This is a genomic window from Streptomyces alfalfae (genome assembly GCF_004127445.1).
Classification (GTDB): Bacteria; Actinomycetota; Actinomycetes; order Streptomycetales; family Streptomycetaceae; genus Streptomyces; species Streptomyces alfalfae.
Map to the genome: position 1 here is coordinate 1 of NZ_QEXM01000036.1, position 22,754 is coordinate 22,754.

Genomic DNA, 22,754 nt, shown 5'->3' on the forward strand with positions numbered 1-22,754 from the left:
CGACCCGGTCGTCATGGTGAACGCCTACCGCCAGCTGGCGGCGGCCTGCGACTACCCCCTCCACCTGGGCGTGACGGAGGCGGGCCCCGCCTTCCAGGGCACGATCAAGTCGGCGGTCGCCTTCGGCGCGCTGCTGAGCGAGGGCATCGGCGACACGATCCGCGTCTCGCTCTCCGCGCCGCCGGCGGAGGAGATCAAGGTCGGCATCCAGATCCTGGAGTCGCTGAACCTGCGCCAGCGCCGCCTGGAGATCGTCTCCTGCCCCTCGTGCGGGCGGGCCCAGGTGGACGTCTACAAGCTGGCCGAGGAGGTCACGGCGGGTCTTGAGGGCATGGAGGTCCCGCTGCGGGTCGCGGTCATGGGCTGTGTGGTGAACGGCCCCGGCGAGGCCCGCGAGGCCGACCTCGGTGTGGCGTCGGGCAACGGCAAGGGGCAGATCTTCGTGAAGGGCGAGGTCATCAAGACCGTCCCGGAGTCGAAGATCGTGGAGACGCTGATCGACGAGGCGATGAGGATCGCCGAGCGGATGGAGAAGGAGGGGGTCTCCTCGGGGGCGCCCGACGTCACCGTGAGCTGAGCCGAGCGGAGCCGCTGAGCGGCGGAGCCGAGCCGAGCAGAGCTGAGAACTGGCAGAGAGGGGGCCCGAGCATGACGCTTCTCGACACCATCCGGGGGCCGCGCGATCTCAAGGCGCTGACCGAGACCGAGCTCGACACACTGGCGGAGGAGGTCCGCGAGTTCCTGGTGCACGCCGTCGCGAGGACCGGCGGCCACCTCGGGCCCAACCTGGGGGTGGTGGAGCTCTCGATCGCCCTGCACCGGGTCTTCGAGTCGCCCGTGGACCGCCTCGTGTGGGACACCGGCCACCAGAGCTACGTCCACAAGCTCCTGACCGGCCGGCAGGACTTCTCCAAGCTGCGCGGCAAGGGCGGCCTCTCGGGCTACCCCTCGCGCGAGGAGTCCGAGCACGACATCGTCGAGAACAGCCACGCGTCGACCGCGCTCGGCTGGGCCGACGGCCTCGCCAAGGCACGCCAGGTCCTCGGCGAGCGGGGCCACGTCGTCGCCGTCATCGGGGACGGTGCGCTCACCGGAGGCATGGCGTGGGAGGCGCTGAACAACATCGCGGCGGCGAAGAACCGGCCGCTGATCATCGTCGTCAACGACAACGAACGCTCCTACGCCCCCACCATCGGCGGCCTCGCCGACCACCTCGCCACGCTGCGCACCACCGACAGCTACGAACAGGTCCTGGCCTGGGGCAAGGACGTCCTCCAGCGCACCCCCCTCGTGGGGCAGACCCTGTACGAGTCCCTGCACGGCGCCAAGAAGGGGTTCAAGGACGCCTTCGCGCCGCAGGGCATGTTCGAGGACCTGGGGCTGAAGTACGTGGGCCCGATCGACGGCCACGACATGGGCGCCGTCGAGTCGGCGCTGCGCCGCGCGAAACGCTTCCACGGCCCGGTCATCGTGCACTGCCTCACCGAGAAGGGCCGCGGCTATGAACCCGCGCTCGCCGACGAGGCCGACCGCTTCCACACCGTCGGCGTCATGGACCCGCTCACCTGCGAGCCGCTCGCCCCCGCGGGCGGCCCGTCCTGGACCTCGGTGTTCGGCGACGAGATCGTCCGCATCGGCGCCGAGCGCGAGGACGTCGTCGCCATCACCGCCGCCATGCTCGGCCCGGTCGGCCTCTCCGGCTTCGCCGAGGCCTACCCCGACCGGATCTGGGACGTGGGCATCGCCGAGCAACACGCCGCGGTGTCGGCGGCCGGTCTCGCCACGGGCGGCCTCCACCCGGTCGTCGCGGTCTACGCGACCTTCCTCAACCGCGCCTTCGACCAGCTCCTGATGGACGTCGCGCTGCACCGGTGCGGCGTCACGTTCGTGCTCGACCGCGCCGGGGTCACCGGGGTGGACGGGGCCTCGCACAACGGCATGTGGGACCTGTCGATCCTCCAGGTCGTGCCCGGCCTGCGGATCGCCGCGCCGCGCGACGCCGACCAGCTCCGCGCCCAGCTCAGGGAGGCCGTCGCGGTGGACGACGCGCCCACCCTCATCCGCTTCCCCAAGGAGTCCGTGGGCCCCGCGATCCCGGCGGTCGACCGGCTCGGCGGCCTCGACGTGCTGCTCAGGGACGCCGGCCCCGGCGCCGACGCCGACGTGCTGTTCGTCGCCGTCGGCGTGATGGCGCCGGTCTGCCTCCAGGCCGCCGGGCTGCTGCGGGAGCGCGGCCTGCGCTGCACGGTCGTCGACCCCCGCTGGGTCAAGCCGGTCGACCCGGAGCTGCCCGCTCTCGCCGCCCGCCACCGCGTCGTGGCCGTGGTCGAGGACAACAGCCGCGCCTCGGGCGTCGGCGCCGCGGTCGCGCTCGCGCTCGGCGAGGCCGAGGTCGACGTATCCGTGCGGCGGTTCGGCATCCCCGAGCAGTTCCTCGCGCACGCCAAGCGCGGCGAGGTCCTGGCGGACCTCGGCCTCACGCCGGTCGAGATCGCGGGCCGGATCAGCGCCACGCTGGCCCGCAAGGACGCGACGGGGGCCGCGGGGCAAGGGTCGGGCAAGGAGCACGCCGGCGAGCAGCACGGCGGCAAGGAGGACAGCGCATGACCAAGGAGTTCGACCTCGGCAGGCTCCTCGCCGAGCGGGGCGCCGAGCGGTACGACCTGCACGCGAGGCACCTCAACCACCAGCTGCCGCGCATGCTGCACACCATCGGCTTCGACAAGGTCTACGAACGGGCCGAGGGCGCGTACTTCTGGGACGCCGAGGGCAACGACTACCTCGACATGCTGGCCGGCTTCGGCGTGATGGGCCTCGGCAGGCACCACCCCGTGGTCCGCAAGGCGCTCCACGACGTGCTGGACGCCTCGCTCGCCGACCTCACCCGCTTCGACTGCCAGCCGCTGCCCGGACTGCTCGCCGAGCGGCTCCTCACCCACAGCCCGCACCTGGACCGGGTGTTCTTCGGCAACAGCGGCACGGAAGCCGTCGAGACGGCCCTGAAGTTCGCCCGCTACGCGACGGGGAGACCGAGGGTCCTGTACTGCTCCCACGCCTTCCACGGGCTGACCACCGGTTCGCTCTCCGTCAACGGCGAGAGCGGCTTCCGGGACGGCTTCGCGCCGCTGCTGCCCGACACGGCCGTCCCGCTCGGCGACCTCGACGCCCTGGCGCGGGAGCTGAAGAAGGGCGACGTGGCCGGGCTCATCGTCGAGCCCGTCCAGGGCAAGGGCGTCCTTGAGCCCCCACCCGGCTATCTGCGCGCCGCCCAGGATCTGCTGCACCGCCACAAGGCGCTCCTGATCGCAGACGAGGTGCAGACCGGCCTCGGCAGGACGGGCCGGTTCTACGCCCACCAGCACGAGGAGGGCGTCGAACCGGACCTGGTCTGCGTCGCCAAGGCGCTGTCGGGCGGATATGTGCCGATCGGCGCCACGCTCGGCAAGGACTGGATCTTCAAGAAGGTCTACTCCTCCATGGACCGGGTGCTCGTGCACTCGGCGAGCTTCGGCTCCAACGCGCAGGCCATGGCCGCCGGGCTCGCCGTCCTCGCCGTCATGGAGGACGAGGGGATCGTGGAGAACGCCCGCGTGACGGGAGAGCTCCTGAAATCCCGCCTCGCCGCGCTCGTCGACCGCTACGAACTGCTGCACGAGGTGCGGGGGCGGGGCCTGATGATCGGCATCGAGTTCGGGCGCCCCAGGTCGCTGAAGCTGCGCGGGCGCTGGACGATGCTGCAGGCCGCGCGCAAGGGCCTCTTCGCGCAGATGGTGGTCGTGCCGCTGCTCCAGAAGCACCGCATCCTCACCCAGGTCTCCGGCGACCACCTGGAGGTCATCAAGCTCATCCCGCCGCTGACCGTGGGGGAGAAGGAGGCGGACCGCTTCGTCGAGGCGTTCACCGCCGTGATGGACGAGGCGCACAGCGGGGGCGGGCTGATGTGGGACTTCGGCAGGACACTGGTGAAGCAGGCGGTCGCGAACCGCTAGCCGCCGCGCGCGCTCTCCGCGGATCCGCGAGCGCGCCTCACCGGCTTTTTGCCTCTCAGGCAAGAAAGTTGCCCGAGAGGCAAAGGTCTGGCTCAATCGGTTCATGAGCACTCCCGAGCCCGTCGAGCCGCCGGATGCGGCCGAGGCGCTGCCCGCCGTCGCGCCACAACTGCGTGAGCTGCGGCGTCGCGCCCAGCTCACCCTGGAGGCCGCCGCCCGCACCGCCGGGCTCTCGCCCGCCCATCTCTCCCGCCTGGAGACCGGGCAGCGCCAGCCGTCGCTGCCGATGCTGCTCGCCCTCGCACGCGTCTACGGTACGACGGTCTCGGAACTCCTCGGCGAGACCGTGGCCGACCACGACTCCGTGATCCGCGCTGCGGACATGGAACCCACCCGGGCCGGCGGCTGGACCTACTGGCAGGCGGGCGCCCGCAGCCGCTCCATGCAGGCTCTGCGCGTCCACGTGCCGCACGGCGCCCAGGGCGACATCGTCCGCGTCCACCCCGGCGAGGAGTGGCTGCACGTCCTGAAGGGGCGGCTGAAGCTGCGCCTGGGCGACACCACGCACCTCCTCGCGCCGGGGGACGGCGCGCACTTCGACTCGCTGACCCCGCACCGCATCGCCGCCGCCGACCAGGACGGCGCCGATCTCCTCTTCGTCCACACGCTGCTGCAGAGCCCCGCCACCGCGGTGTGCCTGGGCGGCCCCACCCCGGGAGAGCCGGCATGAGTGACCTCGAACCGCAGGGTTCCGCACAGCCCGAACGGCGGGCCAAGGACATGGAGGAGAAGTTCCCCCGCGCCCTGTGGATCCGCCTGATCATCTACGTCGCCGTCGGCCACATCTTCGCGGCCTTCATCTACCTGCTGTTCGAACTGGGGGCGCAGAACCAGTAGCTCCCGCGGGGCCTAGTCGAGCAGGCGCTCGCGCAGCCGCTCGCGGGTCGCGGGGGAGAGCTTCAGGCCCTCGGTGAGGTAGGCGTCCGTGCCGCCCCAGGTCTGCTCGATCGTCTCGAAAGCGGCGGCCAGATACTCGGCGCGGGCGTCGAAGAGGGGGTTGAGCAGCTCCATGACCTCGGGGGACATCGCGTTCGGGGAGTCGCTCGAACGCCGCACCCGGTAGCGCCTGTGCGCCGCGTTCGACTCCAGGTAGTCCGCCTCGATGGCGTCCCGGTCCACCCCGACGGCCAGGAGCGTCACGGCTATGGAGAGACCGGCGCGGTCCTTGCCCGCCGCGCAGTGCATCAGCGCGGGCACGCTGTCGTCGGCCAGCGCGTGCAGCACCCGGCTGTGCTCGGCGGTGCGCTCCTTGATGATCGTCCGGTACGAGGCCGACATCCGCTCGGCGCCCTTGCCGTCGGCGAGGATCGAGCGGAGCTGGTCGAGGTCGCCGTCGCGGACCATCTTCCAGAACTCGGCGCCGTCGGCCGGATCGCTCAGCGGCAGGTTCACGTTCCGCACGCCGGGCAGCGTCACGTCAGGGCCTTCGAGGCGCTGGTCGGCGGCGTTGCGGAAGTCGAAGACCGTGTGCAGTCCCAGCGAGGACAGGAAGGCGGCGTCCGCCTCGGTGGCGTGCGCGAGGTGCCCGCTGCGGAACAGCCGGCCCGCGCGGACCCGGCGGCCGTCCACGGTCGGCAGCCCGCCCACGTCACGGAAGTTGCGCACTCCGGCGAGCTCGGGCTCTGACAGCTCTGCCGGCGGGAACTGCTGCGTCACGGGCTCTCCTCGGGCTCGGCGGCCGGCGTCGCTCGCCGGTGAATGCGCCTTCGACGATACGACACGCGTACTCCCGGCAATCACCCCCGCGCAGCGGTTGCCCGCGGCATGCCCGGCCCCCGACGATAGGCGCATGGGCGTCTTCCTGTTCGGTTCGCGGCAGGGTTCGGCGGGGGTCTGATGGTCGAGGTCGGCGAGGACGGACGGACCTGGCTCCTCACCGGGCCCACCAGCAGCTACGCACTGCGGCTCACGGACCGCGACGAACTGCTCCACCTCTACTGGGGCCCGCGCATCGCCCTCCCCGACGCCGAGGCGCTCGCCGCCGAGCCGCCGCCCCCCGAGCGCGGCTTCGAGTCGCCGCTCGACGGGCGCGAGGAGTACCCCGTGGAGGGCGGGCCCCGCTTCGTGCGGCCCGCGCTGTCCGTCCGCGACGGCACGGTGCGCGGGACCGAGTGGCGGTACACGAGCGCGGCGGTCGGCGAGGACGAGCTCCAGGTGCACTTCCGCGACCCCCTGCACCAGCTCGCGGTCACCCTCGGCTACCGGCTGCGCGGCGACGTCGTCGAGCGGCACACCGTCCTCGTCCACGAGGGCGACCACCACGCGCCGCCGCTCGACATCCTCCGCATGGACTCCGCGACCTGGACCCTGCCGGCCCGCGACGACTGGCGCCTGACCCAGCTCCATGGCCGCTGGGGCGCGGAGTCGAGGTCGGCGCGCTCCAGCCTCGCGTACGGCGAGCAGGTCATCGGCAGCAGGCGCGGGCACACCGGGCACCAGCACCTGCCCTGGGTGGCGCTCGACGCCGAGGGGGCGGGCGAGGAGCACGGCGAGGTGTACAGCTGCGCGCTCGCCTGGTCGGGGTCCTGGCGCATCGCCGTGCACCGGCTGCCCGACGGGGCCGTGCAGATCACCGGCGGGGTGGGCCACGACGACGGCGGGGTCACCGTCCTGGAACCCGGCAGCGCCGTCGTCACACCCGTGTGCGCGGGGCTATGGAGCGGCGGCGGCTTCGGCGGCGCCGGCCGGGCCTGGCACGCCTACCAGCGCGAACACGTCATCCCCGACGGGGGGACGGTGCGCCCGGTCCTGTACAACTCCTGGGAGGCCACCGGTTTCGACATCTCCGAGGAACAGCAGCGGGCCCTGGCGCGCCGGGCGGCGGGGCTCGGTGTCGAGCTGTTCGTCGTCGACGACGCGTGGTTCGGCGGCCGGGTCGACGACCGGACGGGCCTCGGCGACTGGACACCCAACCCCGACCGCTTCCCCGAAGGGCTCGAACCGCTCGCCGACGAGGTGCACGGCCTCGGCATGCGCTTCGGCATCTGGGTGGAGCCCGAGATGGTCAACCCCGACAGCGACCTCTACCGCGCCCACCCCGACTGGGTGCGGCGCCAGCCGGGCCGCAGGCGCACGGAGTTCCGCAACCAGCTCGTCCTCGACCTCTCGCGCGACGACGTCCGCGCCCACCTGTACCGCCGGCTGGACCACCTGCTCGACAGCGCCCCCATCGACTACGTGAAGTGGGACTTCAACCGCAGCTTCACCGACGCGGGACCACCCGGCGGCCCCGGGCGGACCGACCCGTCGTGGGCCCACACCCACGCGCTGTACGACCTCATCGACCGGCTGCGGGCCGCGCATCCCGCCGTGGCCTTCGAGTCCTGCTCGGGCGGCGGCGGCCGGGTCGACCTCGGCATCCTCTCCCGCACCGACCAGGTGTGGACCTCGGACAACACCGACCCGCTCGACCGGCTCGCCATCCAGCACGGCTTCAGCCAGGTCCACCCGGCGCGCGTCATGGCGGCCTGGGTCACCGACAGCCCCAACACCCAGATGAACGGCCGCGTCAGCTCGCAGCGCTTCCGGTTCGTCAGCGCGATGGCCGGGGTGCTCGGCATCAGCGGCGACCTCACCCGGTGGAGCGAGGACGAACTCGCCGAGGCCCGCGACTGGGTCGGCCTCTACAAGGAGATCCGGCCCGTCGTGCAGCTCGGCGACCTCTACCGGCTGCGCCCGCCGGAGGCCGGACTCAGCGCCGTACAGTACGTGCGCGGCGACGACACCGTGGTCCTCGCCTGGCTCCCCGCCCAGGCCTACGGGGAGGAACCGGCACCGGTGCGGCTGCGCGGACTCGACCCGCGGGCGTCGTACGTCTGCCTGGACACCGGCGAGACCCACCGGGGAGCGGTGCTGCTGCACCGGGGGTTGCGGACCGGGCTCAAGGGCGATCTGGACGCGGCGGTGTTCCGGCTGCGGAGGCGCCACGGGACGGCATTTATTCCGTCCTTGGATGAATCTTGACCGGTGGGTTATCTCACGCCCCGTCAACCCCTCCCTACGGTGGCGTAGGTCACTTAGCAAGGTGAAGTATGTGACCCCGTGAGCGCAGAGTCGACAACCTTCATCCCCCGCCCCCTCAACCCCACCGTCTTCACCTCCTACGCGGCCGTCGGCGACAGCTTCACCGAAGGAGTGGGCGACCCCGGCCCCGACGGCACGTTCGTCGGGTGGGCCGACCGCCTCGCGGTCCTGCTCGCCGACCGGGTGCCCGAGCACACCTTCCGGTACGCCAACCTCGCCGTGCGCGGGAAGCTCCTCGACCAGATCGTCGAGGACCAGGTGCCACGCGCCAAGGAGCTCTCACCCGACCTGGTGACCTTCTGCGCGGGCGGCAACGACATCATCCGTCCCGGCACCGACCCCGACGAGGTCGCCGAGCGCTTCGAGCGGGCCGTCGCCGACCTCACCTCGGCCGTCGGCACGGTCATGGTGACCACCGGCTTCGACACCCGCGGCGTAGCGGTCCTCAAGCATCTGCGCGGCAAGATCGCCACGTACAACATGCACGTCCGCGCCATCGCCGACCGCTACGGCTGCCCCGTGCTCGACCTGTGGTCCCTCAAGACCGTCCAGGACCGGCGCGCCTGGGACGGCGACCGGCTGCACCTCTCGGCGGAGGGGCACACGCGCGTGGCGCTGCGGGCCGGCCAGGTGCTCGGCCTCGAAGTGCCCGCCGACCCCGACCAGGTGTGGCCGCCGCTGCCGCGGCGCGGCGCGCTCGACCTGCGGCGCGACGACATCCACTGGGCGCGCGAGTACCTGGTGCCGTGGATCGGGCGGCGCATCCGCGGCGAGAGCTCGGGCGACCACGTGGCCGCCAAGCGCCCCGACCTGCTGCCCCTGTAGCGAGGCGCTCGCCACGCCGCCGGGGTCCCGCGTGCGGGGGGCTCGGCGACGTGCCGGCGCGGCCGGTGGACATAATGGAAAGGCCCATCCATCCCCTTCAGGAGGTCCCGTGTCACGGTCCCTGATTCCCGGGCTCCGCTCGCTGCGGTCCCTCGCTTTCGGTGCGGACCCGGCGGGCGCGCGACTGGCGCGGATCCGCCGGTCGCCGAACTTCTCGGTGGCCGAGGGGTCCTTCCAGAACCCCGTGGGGGCGCGGACCAGGCCGTCCGGCTCCACCCTGGAGTTCGCGAAGATCTACTTCCGCAAGGAGGAGCGGGCCCGCCGCGGCCCCGCGGGCACCGTCCCCGTGCACTCCACCACGCTCGCCGACCTCGCCGAGCCGCCCGCCGACGGCCTGCGGATCACCTGGATGGGGCATTCGAGCGTGCTCGCCGAGATCGACGGACGCCGCGTCCTGTTCGACCCCGTGTGGGGCGAGCGGTGCTCGCCGTTCTCCTTCGCGGGGCCCAAGCGCCTGCACCCCGTGCCCGTGCCCCTCGAAGCGCTCGGCCCGGTCGACGCGGTGGTCATCTCGCACGACCACTACGACCACCTGGACCTGCCCACGATCAAGGCCCTGGTCGGCACCGGCGCCGTCTTCGCCGTGCCGCTCGGCGTCGGCGCCCACCTGGAGCGCTGGGGCGTGCCCGCCGACCGGCTGCGCGAGCTGGACTGGCACGAGTCGGCGGAGGTGGCGGGCCTGACACTGACGGCCACGCCCGCACGCCACTTCTGCGGGCGCGGCCTGCGCAACCAGCAGCACACGCTCTGGGCGTCCTGGGTGGTCGAGGGCTCCGACCACCGCGTGTTCCACAGCGGCGACACGGGGTACTTCGCCGGCTTCCGCGACATCGGGGCCCAGCACGGCCCGTTCGACGTCACGATGATCCAGATCGGCGCGTACTCGGAGTTCTGGCCCGACATCCACATGACCCCCGAGGAGGGGCTGCGGGCCCACCTCGACCTCCAGGGCGGACGGCCGCACGGCGTGCTGCTGCCGATCCACTGGGCGACGTTCAACCTCGCGCCGCACCCGTGGGCGGAGCCGGGTGAGGGCACCCTCGCGGCGGCGCGCCGCGCGGGCGCGGCCATCGCCCTGCCCTGCCCCGGTCAGCCCTTCGAGCCGGGCTCGCGGGCCATGCCGGACGCGCCCTGGTGGCGCGGCGTCGCGGCCGTACCGCCCGGCGGCTGGCCCGAGGCGCCCGCGGCGGCGGTGCGACCGCGGCCCACGGCGGCCGACAGCGGCGACACGGAGGCCGCGCCGGTCGGCTGATCCGCTGATCCACGGCGGGGCGCCCGCGGCCCCGCCGGCCACCCGTACAGCGCTGCCCGTTCCTCGTGAGCGGGCAGCGCTTCGCTGTTTTCCGTGGCGTCCGATGAGCCGCCGGGCCCGGATGCGGACTCACGTGCGACCCGATTCGGACCCCCGTGCGAGGCGTCATACCAGAGCGGGACACTGCCCCGCCGACTTTCCCAAGCGCCCACCGCACCCGGCACCCGGCCGACTACCGTGTGTGGCCGTCGGGCGACGCAGGGATCACGGGGCGGCGATGGCCTCGCGGACCTGCCGGCCGGCACGGCGCTGCCGCGAACATGCCGCACATGAGGAGTCGGGCCGCCCGCCGAACCCCCGTCGCAACGTACCGAGGACGCAGATGTCGCACCTACGCGCACCGGCCACCCGCGCAGACCGCCGTGAGGGCGGGCGGCACGGCAAACCCGGCAGCCGTACCGCCACCGCACTCCCCGAGGCCCACATACGGCCCCAGCTCCTGCGGATCGCGGTGCTGCCCGCCGTCGCCGTGGGCCTCAGCGCCTGCGCGGCCGTGCTGTTCACGCTGCGCTCGGCCGGGATCACCCCCGGCCCCGCCCTGCTCGCCGTCCTCGGCGCCGCCGCGCTCGTCGGTCTCACCGGCGTCGTGGTCGCCGCCGTGGCCGCCGACCGCGCCGCGAAGACCGTACGGGACCGGGTCGGCGCGCTGCGCCACACCACCGCCAAGGGCCAGAGCGAGCTGTGGGAGGTCGTCGAGAAGCTGCGCAGGGGCGAGCCGCCGCCCGCGCGCGGCACCCCGCCGAGGACCCGGCCGGGCGCCGACGAGTTCGACGTGCTCGCCGACGAGCTGAGCCGCGCGCAGGACGTCGCGGTCGGCGCCGTGGTGCAGGCCTCCCAGCTCTCCAGCCACGCGGGCAGCGAACAGAAGGTCGAGGTCTTCGTGAACCTCGCGCGCCGCCTGCAGTCCCTCGTGCACCGCGAGATCTCCCTGCTCGACGAGCTGGAGAACGAGGTCGAGGACCCCGAGCTGCTGAAGGGCCTCTTCCACGTCGACCACCTCGCCACCCGCATCCGCAGGCACGCCGAGAACCTCGCCGTGCTCGGCGGCGCCGTCTCGCGCCGCCAGTGGAGCCACCCCGTCTCCACGACCGAGGTGATGCGCTCGGCCATCGCCGAGGTCGAGCAGTACTCCCGCGTCAAGCTGGTGCCGCCCATCGACGGCACCCTGCGCGGGCACGCCGTCGCCGACATCATCCATCTGCTCGCCGAACTCGTCGAGAACGCCACGGTGTTCTCCGCCCCGCACACCCAGGTCCTGCTGCGCGCCAACCTCGTGACGGCCGGGCTCGCCGTGGAGGTCGAGGACCGGGGGCTCGGCATGCCCCTCACCGAGCAGAACAAGATGAACCGCCTGCTCGCCGACCCCGACCAGGTGAACGTGGCGAGCCTCCTGCAGGACGGCCGCATCGGGCTCTACGTGGTCGCCGCGCTCGCCCGCAGGCACGGCGTGGCCGTCCGGCTCCAGAGCAACATCTACGGCGGCGTCCAGGCCGTGCTGATCGTGCCGCAGGAACTCCTCGGCGACGAACCGGAGGCGGCGCCTGCCAAGCGCCGCCCGGTCGGCCGGGCGGAGGCCACCGACGGAGTGACCGGCGTCATCGGCGGGGGGACGGAGACGGGCGCGGTAGCCGCGAACGGCGTCCCTCCCGCCCAGCCGCCGGCCCCCGTCCCGGCCGGGCAGCACCGCGCCGACGCGGCGTCCGTGCCGCTCCAGCCGCGCGCCGAGGCGCCGGCGGCCGTACCCGCGGGCCGAAAGGCCTCCGACGGGCCCGCCCCCCTGCCCGTGCGCGGCGCCCGCCAGGAGCGGCCGACCCCCGCCGAGGCCGTCCCCGGCATCCGCCCGGAGGACCGGCAGGCGGCGGCCCGGCACGCGGGCACGCTCCCCACCCCGCTGAACGGAGCGGTGCGCGGCCGGGTCGGCAGACCGCAACTGCCCAAGCGGAAGGCGCAGGAACACATCGCCCCGCAGCTGCGGGACTCCCCGGCGCCGCGCCCCGAGGGCGACGTCGTCGGCCACGACCCGGGCCTCATGGCCGCCTTCCAGCGCGGCATCGGCCTCGCCCAGGCGCAGGACGCGCGCGACCCCGTCCCACGGGAGCACGGGAGCGACCTGCCGCCCGACGGGCACGGACAAGGCGGCTGACCAGCACCACACGCCCGACGACCAGTCCCCCTCTCCCCACCGTCCCTGCCCCGGCAGACCTTCGTACGTTCGTACCCCAAGGAGTCGATCCACCATGGCGAGCGATGCGCCGACCGGTCATGTATCCGACCTCGACTGGCTGATGAGTGGCCTCGTGCAGCGTGTACCGCACACCCACAGCGCCGTCCTGCTCTCCTCCGACGGCCTCGTGAAGTCGGTGCACGGCCTCGACCCCGACAGCGCCGACCACATGGCCGCACTCGCCTCGGGCCTCTACTCGCTCGGGCGCAGCGCGGGCGTCCGCTTCGGCGACGGCGGCGACGTCCGGCAGGTCGTCGTGGAACTGGACTCCACGCTCCTGTTCGTCTCCACCGCGGGCTCGGGCACCTGTCTCGCCGTGCTCGCGGGCAGAGACGCCGACGCGGCGGTCCTCGGCTACGAGATGGCGATGCTGGTCAAGAGCGTGCGCCCGTACCTGATCACCGCGCCCCGGCAGCCGGTCGGCGAACCCGCGCCGATGAGGCACTGACCATGGCGGCCCCGCATGACGGGCCCTGGCTCGACGACGCGGCGGGGCGGCTCGTACGCCCCTACACCGTCAGCGACGGACGGACCAGACCGACCACCCAACTCGACCTGCTCTCCCAGGTCATGGCCACCGGGGCGACCCCCCTCGGCTACCTCGGACCAGAGCATTCCGCGGCCCTCGGCCAGTGCGAGGCACCCACCTCCGTGGCCGAGATCGCGGCCCACCTGAAACTGCCCGCGGTCGTCACCAAAGTGATCCTCAGCGATCTCCTCGACTGCGGGGCCCTCACGACGAAGGCCCCGGACTTCTACCACAACCCCACTGACCGTTCCCTGTTGGAGGCAGTGCTCGATGGATTACGACGACAGCTCTGACCCCTTCCCCACCGCGCTGAAGATCTTGGTCGCCGGGGGATTCGGGGTCGGCAAGACGACCTTCGTCGGCGCGGTCAGCGAGATCGCGCCGCTGAGCACGGAGGAACTGCTCACCGCGGTGAGCGAGGGCACCGACGACCTGTCGGGCGTCGAGAACAAGACCACGACGACCGTCGCCATGGACTTCGGACGCATCACGCTCGACCCCGCACATGTGCTGTACCTCTTCGGCACCCCGGGACAGGAACGGTTCTGGTTCATGTGGGACGAGCTGTCCGCGGGCGCGCTCGGCGCGGTGGTGCTCGCCGACACCCGCCGCCTCGAGGACTGCTTCGCCGCCGTGGACTTCTTCGAACAGCGCGGCATGGGCTTCATCGTCGCCATCAACGAATTCGACGGCGCCCACCGCTATGAACCCGACGAGGTGCGCTCCGCGATCGACCTGGACCCCCGGGTGCCGGTGGTGCGCTGCGACGCGCGGATCTCCAGCTCCGGCATCCAGACCCTCCTGACACTCGTCAGGCACCTGCTCGACCATGCCCCGGCACCCAGCTACGGAGCCCACACGTGATGCACGACCCGACCGGTCGTCTCCTGCTCACCCCCGTCGACAACGAGGCCCCCGCGCGGATGCGCAGACTGCGGGAGCTGGACATCGGGGAACGGCCCGAGCCGGCCCTCGACGCCTTCGCGGGCCGCGTCGCCGAGCTGACCGGCGCACCGTACGCGATGGTCAACTTCCTCGACGAGGAGCGGCAGTTCTTCGCGGGCCTGCACGCCGCCGACGGGCAGGGGGTCGGCTCGGTGGGCCGCTACCTGGCCCGCGACCACGGGTACTGCCCGCACGTGGTGGTGCGCCGCAAGGCCCTCGTCCTGGAGGACGTCCGCGACTTCCCGCGCTTCGCGGGCAACCCCGTCGTCGACGAGATCGGCATCCGCTCCTACCTGGGCGCGCCCCTCCTCGACCGTACGGGGATGGCGCTCGGCACCGTCTGCGCCGTCGACGTCGAACCGCGCCGCTGGGGCAGGGCGGGCCTCGACACCATCAAGGCGATGGCCGCGGAGCTGGTCGGGCAGATCCACCGGAGGGAGGACGGCGGGATCTGACCCGGACCCCCGGACTCCTCGACACGGGCGGCCGGCGCCGGATACACAAGGACCGAGCTCACCGCGGCGCCGGCCCGAGCGGGCGGCAGGGGTGACGCCCGTACGAGCAAGTCCGGCACAAGCGAAGGAAGTTCCATGACCGACCTCCGTCTCGGCGTCCTCGGCTACGGACTGCGCGGCTCACTCGCCCGCACCGCCCACCGGCCGGGCGCGGGCTCACGCGTCACCGCGCTGGCGGAGCACGACGCCACCGCCCGCGCCGAGGCGGCGGCCGCCTTCCCCGACGCGCTGATAGCGAGCGACCACCGCAAGGTGGTGGCGGACCCGGACGTCGACGCGATCGTGGTCCTCACCCCCGACCACACCCATGCGGCACTGGCCCGCGAGGCGTTGCGCGAGGGCAAACCCGTCTTCGTCGAGAAGCCCCTGGAGATCGGGATCGAGGCGTGCGACGAGATCCTGCGGACGGCGTACGAGACGGGCACGCGCCTGTACGTCGGGCACAACATGCGCCACATGCCCGTGGTCCGGCTGATGCGGGACATCATCGAGCGCGGCGAGATCGGCGAGGTCAAGACGGTCTGGGTGCGGCACTTCGTGGGGTACGGCGGTGACTGGTACTTCAAGGACTGGCACGCCGAGCGGCGCTGCACCACCGGCCTGCTGCTGCAGAAGGCCGCCCACGACATCGACGTGCTGCACTGGCTCGCGAACGGCTACACCCGGCAGGTACAGGCGCTCGGCGACCTGATGGTCTACGGGGACAACACGCACCGCCGCGCGCCGGGCGAGCCGAAGACCGACGACTGGTACACCGAGGACGGCCACTGGCCGCCGCACACCCAGCGCGGCCTGAACGCGGTCATCGACGTCGAGGACGTCTCCCTGGTCAACATGCGCCTGGACAACGGCGTGCTCGCCGCCTACCAGCAGTGCCACTTCACCCCCGACTACTGGCGCAACTACACCGTGATCGGTGACGCGGGCCGCCTGGAGAACTTCGGCGACGGCCCCGGCGCCGAGGTCAAGGTGTGGAACTCCCGCCGCTCCGGCTACCGGGGCGACGCCGACGCCACGTACCCGGTGCCCGACGTCCAGGACGACGGCGGGCACGCCGGCGCCGACCCGCTGCTGATCGACGAGTTCGTCCGCTTCGCCCGCGAGGGAGGGGCCACCGACACCTCGCCCGTCGCGGCGCGCATGGCGGTGGCGGCCGGAGTGCGGGCGACGCAGTCGCTGCGGGACGGCGGCACACCGCGCGAGGTGCCCGGGCTGGACCCCGCCCTCATCGCCTATTTCGAGGGCGGACAGGTGCGCTGACCGGCATGGTCTGAAGTAAAGCTGCGGCGGCGCTTAAGAAAGTCTCGATGGACCGGGGCGCCACCGTAGGGAAGATTCCTGTGTCGTCGGAGGAAGAAGCGACGTACGACAGGAGCCGTTGCGTTGAAGGCGCTGGTCAAGGAGAAGGCGGAACCGGGTCTCCGGCTGATGGACGTGCCGGAGCCGGCCGTCGGCCACGGGGACGTCCTCATCAAGGTGCTCCGCACCGGTATCTGCGGGACCGATCTGCACATCCGGGCCTGGGACGGCTGGGCGCAGCAGGCGATCAGCGCGCCCCTGGTGGTCGGCCACGAGTTCGTCGGCGAGGTGGTCGAGGTCGGCCGCGACGTCGCCGACATCAAGGCGGGCGACCGGGTCAGCGGCGAGGGGCACCTGGTCTGCGGCAAGTGCCGCAACTGCCTGGCCGGACGCCGCCATCTGTGCCGCGCCACGGTCGGCCTCGGCGTCGGGCGCGACGGCGCCTTCGCCGAGTACGTCGCGCTGCCCGCGGCGAACGTGTGGGTGCACCGGACCCCGGTGGACCTCGACGTGGCCGCGATCTTCGACCCGTTCGGCAACGCCGTGCACACCGCCCTGTCCTTCCCGCTGGTCGGCGAGGACGTGCTGATCACCGGGGCGGGCCCGATCGGCCTCATGGCCGCCGCCGTGGCGCGGCACGCCGGCGCCCGCAACGTCGTGATCACCGACGTCAGCGAGGAGCGCCTGGAACTGGCCCGCAAGGTCGGCGTCAGCCTCGCCCTGAACGTGGCGGACGCGACGATCGCCGACGGCCAGCGCGGTCTCGGCCTGCGCGAGGGCTTCGACGTCGGCCTGGAGATGTCCGGCAACCCGCGCGCGATGCGCGACATGGTCGCCAACATGACCCACGGCGGCAAGATCGCCATGCTCGGCCTGCCGGCCGAGGAGTTCGCCGTCGACTGGGCCAGGATCGTCACCTCGATGATCACGATCAAGGGCATCTACGGCCGCGAGATGTTCGAGACCTGGTACGCGATGTCCGTTCTGCTCGAAGGCGGCCTCGACCTGGCCCCGGTGATCACCGGACGGTACGGCCACCGCGACTTCGAGGCGGCCTTCGACGACGCGGCGAGCGGCCGCGGCGGCAAGGTCATCCTCGACTGGACCGCCTGACCCGCCCCGCCCCCTCCACGGCTCACCCCTTAAGGACCCACGCATGTTCGACTCCGTACGCGAAGACCTCCAGGCCACCCTCGACGAGATCCGCTCCGCCGGTCTGCACAAGCCCGAGCGCGTCATCGGCACCCCGCAGTCGGCCAAGGTCGCCGTCACCGCCGGGGGCCGCCCCGGCGAGGTCCTCAACTTCTGCGCCAACAACTACCTCGGCCTCGCCGACCACCCCGAGGTCGTCGCCGCCGCCCACGAGGCCCTGGACCGCTGGGGCTACGGCATGGCCTCCGTCCGCTTCATCTGCGGCACGCAGGAGGTGCACAAGGAGCTGGAGGCGCGGCTCTCCGCCTTCCTCGGCCAGGAGGACACGATCCTCTACTCCTCGTGCTTCGACGCCAACGGCGGTGTCTTCGAGACGCTGCTCGGCCCGGAGGACGCGGTGATCTCCGACGCGCTCAACCACGCGTCGATCATCGACGGCATCCGGCTGTCCAAGGCCCGCCGCTTCCGCTACGCCAACCGCGACCTCGCCGACCTGGAGAAGCAGCTCAAGGAGGCCACCGAGGACGGCGCCCGCCGGAAGCTGATCGTCACCGACGGCGTCTTCTCCATGGACGGCTACGTCGCCCCGCTGCGGGAGATCTGCGACCTCGCCGACCGCTACGACGCCATGGTCATGGTCGACGACTCGCACGCCGTCGGCTTCGTCGGACCCGGCGGCCGCGGCACCCCCGAGCTGCACGGCGTCATGGACCGCGTCGACATCATCACCGGCACTCTCGGCAAGGCCCTCGGCGGCGCCTCCGGCGGCTACGTCGCGGCCCGCGCCGAGATCGTCGCCCTGCTGCGTCAGCGCTCGCGCCCGTACCTGTTCTCCAACACGCTCGCCCCGGTGATCGCCGCGGCCTCCCTGAAGGTCCTCGACCTCCTGGAGTCGGCGGGCGACCTGCGCGAACGGCTCGCCGCGAACACCGCGCTGTTCCGCTCGCGGATGACCGAGGAGGGCTTCGACATCCTCCCCGGCGACCACGCCATCGCCCCCGTCATGATCGGCGACGCGTCCGTCGCGGGCCGCATGGCCGAGCTCCTCCTGGAGCGCGGCGTCTACGTGATCGGCTTCTCGTACCCCGTGGTGCCGCAGGGCGCGGCCCGCATCCGGGTGCAGCTGTCGGCCGCGCACTCCACGGAGGACGTCGACCGGGCGGTCGACGCGTTCGTCGCGGCCCGCGCCGAGCTGGGGGACGCCGGGGCCTGAGCCCCGCGACCCGCCCCCGCCGGGGCACGGGCCCGGGGTGAGGGACAATGGGCCGCATGATCGAAGCGCGGCGGCTGCACATCCTCCGTGCGGTGGCCGACCACCGCACGGTCACCGCCGCTGCCGCCGCGCTGTACCTCACCCCCTCCGCGGTGTCCCAGCAGCTCACGGCGCTGGAGCAGGAGACGGGGCACCGCCTGGTCGACCGCTCGGCACGCGGGGTGCGCCTCACGCCCGCCGGCGAGATCCTGCTGACGCACACCAACGCGGTCCTGGCCCAGCTGGAGCGCGCCGAGGCCGAGCTCGCCGCGTACAGCTCCGGTGAGGCGGGGACGGTGACCGTCGCCTCCTTCGCCACCGGCATCGGCCTCGTCGTCGGCCCCGCCCTGGCCCGCCTCGCCGACTCCGCGCCCGGCATCAGGCTGCGGGTGCGGGACGCCGAGGGGGACGCGAGCCTGCCGATGGTCCTCGACCGGCAGGTCGACGTGGCGGTGGCCGTGGAGTACCGGGGCGCGCCCGGCGCCGACGACCCCCGGCTGACTCGCGTGCCGCTGTACGCCGAGCCCTTCGACGCGGTGCTGCCGCTCGGCCACCGGCTCGCCGACGCGGACCGGGTGCCGCTGGCGGAGCTGGCCAAGGACGCCTGGATCGGCCCGTTCGCGGGGAACCCCTGCCACGACGTCGTGGTCCTCGCCTGTGAGCAGGCCGGGTTCCAGCCGCTGCTCGAACACTGGTCGGACGACTTCCGCGCGGTGGTGGCGCTCGCCTCGGCCGGCGCGGGCGTCGCCCTCGTACCGCGTTCGGCGCTGCGCGGCATGGACGTCTCGGGGGCCGTGGTGCGCCCCGTGGAGGGCGCCGCCCCCACGCGCCGGGTGTTCGCGGCGGTGCGGTGCGGCGCGGAGGGGCATCCGCTGATCCGCCCGGTCCTCGCGGCGCTGGGGGAGGCGGCGGGCTGAGCCCGTCCCCGATGGCCTCCGGCGCCCCACGAAACTCAGGTCCGGCCTCTTGACCCTGTGCTCGGCCAGTCATTAGCGTGACCGACAAGCCGTCAGAAAGCGCTTTCTGACCGCGACGATTTCCCGGCACTCCGCACCGCTCTCTTCGAATGGCACGGAACATCAGGGGAGTTCATCGTGAAGAGCGCACTGTCCACGCCAACTCCCGCGAGAACGGCCGGAGTCGCGCTGCGGCAACGCCCGGGCCTCGGGAGGCGCACCGCCGACCTGGCCGAGAAGAGCTGGCGTCCGCTGGCCCTCCTGCTCGTCTGCTTCGGCGCCTGGTGGCTGATCGCCGCCACCGAGACGGTCGAGTCCTATCTCGTCCCCTCGCCGGGCGCGACCCTCGACGTCATCCTCGACAAGCCCGGCTACCTCTGGCAGCACAGCTGGGTCACCACGTACGAGACCCTCATCGGGTTCGTCCTCGCGGTCGCCGTCGGCATCGTCTCGGCCGTCCTCATGGTCGCCTCGACGACGGTCGAGAAGACCCTCTACCCCATCCTGCTCTTCGCCCAGGTCGTGCCGAAGATCGCCATCGCGCCGCTGTTCGTGGTCTGGCTCGGCTTCGGGGTGACGCCGAAGATCCTCATCGCCGTCCTGATCGCCTTCTTCCCCGTCGTGATCTCGATGGTGACCGGGCTCAAGGCCGTGGACCCCGAGATGCTGCAGCTCTCCGCGACCATGGGCGCACGGCCGTGGCAGACCTTCCTCAAGATCCGCTTCCCGGCGTCGCTCCCGCACCTCTTCTCCGGCCTCAAGGTGGCCGTGACGCTCGCCGTCACCGGCGCGGTCGTCGGGGAGTTCGTCGGCGCCGACGAAGGCCTCGGCTACGTCATCCTCCAGGCCAACGGCAACCTCGACACCCCCATGCTCTTCGCGGGGCTGCTCGTGATGTCCCTGATCGGCGTGGTGCTCTTCGTGCTCGTCGAGATCGCCGAGAAGCTGCTGCTTCCCTGGCACGCGGGGCGCAGGGATCCGGCCGCCACGTACTGACCCCCCGAGCCCCGCCATGTCCCGCCGTACGCGAGAAGGGCCGTCCCCATGCACGCGCGCAGACTCCTCACCGGCCTCGTCCCCCTGGCGCTCGTCGCGACGGCCGCCACGGCCTGTGGCGGCGACGAGAAGACGAGCGTCAGCGACTCCGGCAAGAAGCTGGACAAGGTGACGCTGACGCTCAACTGGTACCCCTACGGCGAGCACGCGCCGTTCTACTACGGCGAGAAACGGAAGATCTTCGAGAAGCACGGCATCGACCTGGACATCAGGGCGGGCCAGGGCTCGCAGAAGACCGTGCAGGCCACCGCCGCCGGGCAGACCGACTTCGGCTGGGCCGACACCCCGGCCGTGCTCGCCGGCGTCGACCAGGGGGTGAAGGTCAAGAGCCTCGGGGTGTTCCTCCAGACCACCCCGGCGTCCGTGCAGTCCTTCACGTCCGAGGACGTCACCTCGCCCGGCGACCTGAAGGGCAGGACGGTCGCGGGCACGGCCGGCGACGCGCTCACCAAGACGTTCCCGATCTTCCTCCAGAAGAACGGCATGGACGCGTCCGACGTCAAGATCCAGAACACCGACCCGGCGGGCAAGATCGCCGCGGTGATCTCCGGGAAGACCGACGGCCTGCTCGGCTACGCGAGCGACCAGGGACCCACCATGCGGAACAAGGCCAAGAAGGACGTCTCCTACCTGCGCTTCTCCGAGCACGGCCTGAACTTCTACTCCAACGGCCTCATCGCGGGCGCCAAGACCCTCCAGGGCAGGGGCGACTTGGCGAAACGGATGACCGCCGCGGTCAGCGAGGCGTGGGCCGCCGCGGAGAAGAGCCCGGGGCCCGCGGTGGCCGCCATGGAGGGCGCCTCGGAGCAGCTGCCGCCGAAGGACGTCCTCGCCGAGCAGTTCAGGACGACCCTCACCCTGCTGCACACCGAGGCCACCGAGGGGAAGGCGCCGGGCGTCAACACCGAGGCGGACTGGAAGCAGACCATCGAGGTCTTCTCCGAGGCGGGCATGGTCAAGAACCCCCGCTCCGTGGGGGAGTACTGGGATTCGGCCAACGGGATCAAGGGGTGAGCATGCCCGAGGACGCGGCGCTCAAGGACGGGACGGCACCGGGGCGGGACGTCGTGCCCGCCCCGGCGGCCGTGCCCGCCGTGCGGGTGGACGGCGTCGCCGTCCGCTTCCGCACGAAGAAGAAGGACGTCACCGCGTTGCGCGAGGTCTCGCTCGACATCGCCGCGGGCGAGTTCGTGGCGATCGTCGGCCCCTCGGGCTGCGGCAAGTCCACGCTGCTCAAGCTGGTCGCCGGGCTGCTCGCGCCCTCGTCGGGTGACGTGCTGCTCGGCGGCGAACGGGTGCGTGGCCCCCGGCGCGACATCGGCTACGTCTTCCAGCGCGCCGCCCTGCTCGACTGGCGCTCGGCACGCCGCAACATCCTCCTCCAGGCGGAGATGCGGAAGATCCCGGGGGAGCGGGCACGCGCGCGTGCCGACGAATTGATCCGCATGACCGGACTCGACGGCTTCGAGGACGCCTATCCGCACGAGCTGTCCGGCGGCATGCAGCAGCGCGTGGCGCTGTGCCGGGCGCTGCTGCACGAACCGCCCGTGCTGCTGATGGACGAGCCGTTCGGCGCCCTCGACGCGCTCACTCGGGAGCAGATGAACGTCGAGCTGAACCGCATCTGGCGGGAGACCGGCACCACGGTGATCCTGGTGACGCACTCGATCGCCGAGGCCGCCTACCTCGCGGACCGCGTCGTGGTGATGAGCCCGCGCCCCGGCGCCGTCACGGAGATCGTCGACGTCGGCCTGCCCGCCGAGCGCGCCTACGCGGCCACCCTGGCGTCGCCCGAGTTCCGCGCGGCGACGGGGCGGATCAGGGAGCTGCTCGGGGCGGTCTCGGCCCACGACTGACCGCGGCCCGGAGCGACGCCGCGGCGCTCCACGCCGGTCAGGCCGTGTGCGCGCGCCGAGGGCCGCCGAGAGCCGGATCACGCTTGTCGGCGTCCCAGATACGGGATAGCGTGCCGGATATGGACGTGCCTTCGCGGGAACATGACGGAGTCGACGCGCGCCTCGCCGCACGGCTGGCCGAGCTGCGGGCCGAACACGGCTGGTCGCTCGGCGAGTTGTCCGAGCTGAGCGGCATCAGCCGTTCCACCCTGTCCCGCGCCGAGCGCGCGGAGATCAGCCCCACCGCGGCCCTCCTGAACCGCCTCTGCGCCGTGTACAAACGCACCATGTCGCAGCTCCTGAGCGAGGTGGAGGCGGAGCCCGCGCAGCTCGTGCGCGCCGTCGACCAGGCGGTCTGGACGGACGACGACGCCGGCTTCATGCGCTGGTCCGTCTCGCCGCCGCACCTCGGGATGCGCGCCGAACTGGTCGAGGGCCGACTGCAGCCGGGCGCCGACATCGCCTACGACCGGCCGCCCGTGCCCGGCCTCGAACAGCACATCTGGGTGCTCGAAGGCGGCCTTGAGGTCACCGTCCAGGGCGAGCCGCACACCCTGCGCACCGGAGACTGCCTGCGCTACCGGCTCTGGGGCGCCTCACGCTTCCGCTGCCTGGGCGACGAGGAGGTGCGGTACGCGCTGGTGGTGGTGAAACCGTGACGG

22 protein-coding genes are annotated in these 22,754 nt (G+C 72.5%); 21 read left to right on the forward strand and 1 reads right to left on the reverse strand.

Annotated features, from left to right (window positions below; all coding sequences use genetic code 11):
- From DCW30_RS14440 to DCW30_RS14460, 5 genes are all read left to right on the forward strand, one after another.
- The coding region (locus DCW30_RS14440; protein ID WP_164992602.1) for a flavodoxin-dependent (E)-4-hydroxy-3-methylbut-2-enyl-diphosphate synthase at positions 1 to 577 on the forward strand (577 nt) is incomplete at its 5' end.
- A 71-nt stretch (positions 578 to 648) separates the two neighbouring features.
- Positions 649 to 2,607 (forward strand): 1-deoxy-D-xylulose-5-phosphate synthase, encoded by a 1,959-nt coding sequence (gene dxs, locus DCW30_RS14445; protein WP_076683125.1) that lies wholly within the window; start codon positions 649 to 651, stop codon positions 2,605 to 2,607.
- Complete coding sequence (locus DCW30_RS14450; RefSeq protein ID WP_076683123.1) at positions 2,604 to 3,989, forward strand: aspartate aminotransferase family protein; 1,386 nt, start codon at positions 2,604 to 2,606, stop codon at positions 3,987 to 3,989. Before dxs ends, DCW30_RS14450 begins: the two co-directional genes overlap by 4 nt.
- Before the next feature lie 103 nt (positions 3,990 to 4,092).
- Positions 4,093 to 4,719 (forward strand): helix-turn-helix domain-containing protein, encoded by a 627-nt coding sequence (locus DCW30_RS14455; protein ID WP_062781749.1) that lies wholly within the window; start codon positions 4,093 to 4,095, stop codon positions 4,717 to 4,719.
- Between the two features lie 50 nt (positions 4,720 to 4,769).
- A complete protein-coding gene (locus DCW30_RS14460; protein ID WP_062781807.1) occupies positions 4,770 to 4,886 on the forward strand; it encodes a DUF6126 family protein in 117 nt (38 codons plus the stop codon).
- A 12-nt stretch (positions 4,887 to 4,898) separates the two neighbouring features.
- Here the strand turns inward: DCW30_RS14460 and DCW30_RS14465 are convergent, their stop codons facing one another.
- Positions 4,899 to 5,705: a tyrosine-protein phosphatase gene (locus tag DCW30_RS14465; RefSeq protein ID WP_076683121.1), complete on the reverse strand. Its 807-nt coding sequence runs from the start codon at positions 5,703 to 5,705 to the stop codon at positions 4,899 to 4,901.
- A 180-nt stretch (positions 5,706 to 5,885) separates the two neighbouring features.
- Between DCW30_RS14465 and DCW30_RS14470 the strand changes: the two genes are divergently transcribed.
- The 16 genes from DCW30_RS14470 to DCW30_RS14545 all read left to right on the forward strand — a co-directional run bounded on the left by DCW30_RS14470 (position 5,886) and on the right by DCW30_RS14545 (position 22,751).
- Entirely contained in the window at positions 5,886 to 8,012 is a 2,127-nt protein-coding gene (locus DCW30_RS14470; protein ID WP_076683119.1) for an alpha-galactosidase, read from the forward strand.
- Positions 8,013 to 8,090: 78 nt separating this feature from the next.
- Entirely contained in the window at positions 8,091 to 8,897 is an 807-nt protein-coding gene (locus DCW30_RS14475) for an SGNH/GDSL hydrolase family protein (protein ID WP_232626953.1), read from the forward strand.
- 109 nt (positions 8,898 to 9,006) lie between these two features.
- Positions 9,007 to 10,209, forward strand: coding sequence for an MBL fold metallo-hydrolase (locus tag DCW30_RS14480; protein ID WP_076683117.1), 1,203 nt, complete (start codon positions 9,007 to 9,009; stop codon positions 10,207 to 10,209).
- Positions 10,210 to 10,591: 382 nt separating this feature from the next.
- On the forward strand, positions 10,592 to 12,412 hold the full coding sequence (locus tag DCW30_RS14485) for an ATP-binding protein (RefSeq protein WP_076683115.1): 1,821 nt from the start codon (positions 10,592 to 10,594) through the stop codon (positions 12,410 to 12,412).
- A gap of 94 nt (positions 12,413 to 12,506) precedes the next feature.
- Positions 12,507 to 12,941, forward strand: a complete 435-nt coding sequence (locus tag DCW30_RS14490; protein WP_062781760.1) for a roadblock/LC7 domain-containing protein — start codon at positions 12,507 to 12,509, stop codon at positions 12,939 to 12,941.
- Between the two features lie 2 nt (positions 12,942 to 12,943).
- Entirely contained in the window at positions 12,944 to 13,315 is a 372-nt protein-coding gene (locus DCW30_RS14495; protein ID WP_062781764.1) for a DUF742 domain-containing protein, read from the forward strand.
- Complete coding sequence (locus DCW30_RS14500; protein WP_062781767.1) at positions 13,293 to 13,886, forward strand: GTP-binding protein; 594 nt, start codon at positions 13,293 to 13,295, stop codon at positions 13,884 to 13,886. The genes DCW30_RS14495 and DCW30_RS14500 overlap by 23 nt, the downstream gene beginning before the upstream one ends.
- Complete coding sequence (locus DCW30_RS14505; RefSeq protein ID WP_062781770.1) at positions 13,883 to 14,422, forward strand: GAF domain-containing protein; 540 nt, start codon at positions 13,883 to 13,885, stop codon at positions 14,420 to 14,422. Before DCW30_RS14500 ends, DCW30_RS14505 begins: the two co-directional genes overlap by 4 nt.
- A 135-nt stretch (positions 14,423 to 14,557) precedes the next feature.
- Positions 14,558 to 15,742: a Gfo/Idh/MocA family protein gene (locus DCW30_RS14510; RefSeq protein WP_076683113.1), complete on the forward strand. Its 1,185-nt coding sequence runs from the start codon at positions 14,558 to 14,560 to the stop codon at positions 15,740 to 15,742.
- A 123-nt stretch (positions 15,743 to 15,865) separates the two neighbouring features.
- A complete protein-coding gene (tdh, locus tag DCW30_RS14515; protein WP_076683111.1) occupies positions 15,866 to 16,894 on the forward strand; it encodes an L-threonine 3-dehydrogenase in 1,029 nt (342 codons plus the stop codon).
- A gap of 43 nt (positions 16,895 to 16,937) precedes the next feature.
- Positions 16,938 to 18,146 (forward strand): glycine C-acetyltransferase, encoded by a 1,209-nt coding sequence (locus tag DCW30_RS14520; RefSeq protein ID WP_076683109.1) that lies wholly within the window; start codon positions 16,938 to 16,940, stop codon positions 18,144 to 18,146.
- A 56-nt stretch (positions 18,147 to 18,202) separates the two neighbouring features.
- Complete coding sequence (locus tag DCW30_RS14525) at positions 18,203 to 19,102, forward strand: LysR family transcriptional regulator (protein WP_076688591.1); 900 nt, start codon at positions 18,203 to 18,205, stop codon at positions 19,100 to 19,102.
- Between the two features lie 174 nt (positions 19,103 to 19,276).
- A complete protein-coding gene (locus tag DCW30_RS14530; RefSeq protein WP_076683107.1) occupies positions 19,277 to 20,137 on the forward strand; it encodes an ABC transporter permease in 861 nt (286 codons plus the stop codon).
- A 48-nt stretch (positions 20,138 to 20,185) separates the two neighbouring features.
- On the forward strand, positions 20,186 to 21,211 hold the full coding sequence (locus DCW30_RS14535; RefSeq protein WP_076683105.1) for an ABC transporter substrate-binding protein: 1,026 nt from the start codon (positions 20,186 to 20,188) through the stop codon (positions 21,209 to 21,211).
- Positions 21,212 to 21,213: 2 nt separating this feature from the next.
- Positions 21,214 to 22,053 carry an ABC transporter ATP-binding protein gene (locus DCW30_RS14540; RefSeq protein ID WP_079249899.1) on the forward strand — a complete coding sequence of 280 codons (840 nt, stop codon included), beginning with the start codon at positions 21,214 to 21,216 and terminating at the stop codon, positions 22,051 to 22,053.
- Between the two features lie 119 nt (positions 22,054 to 22,172).
- Positions 22,173 to 22,751: a helix-turn-helix domain-containing protein gene (locus DCW30_RS14545; RefSeq protein WP_062781798.1), complete on the forward strand. Its 579-nt coding sequence runs from the start codon at positions 22,173 to 22,175 to the stop codon at positions 22,749 to 22,751.
- Positions 22,752 to 22,754 lie beyond the last annotated feature (3 nt).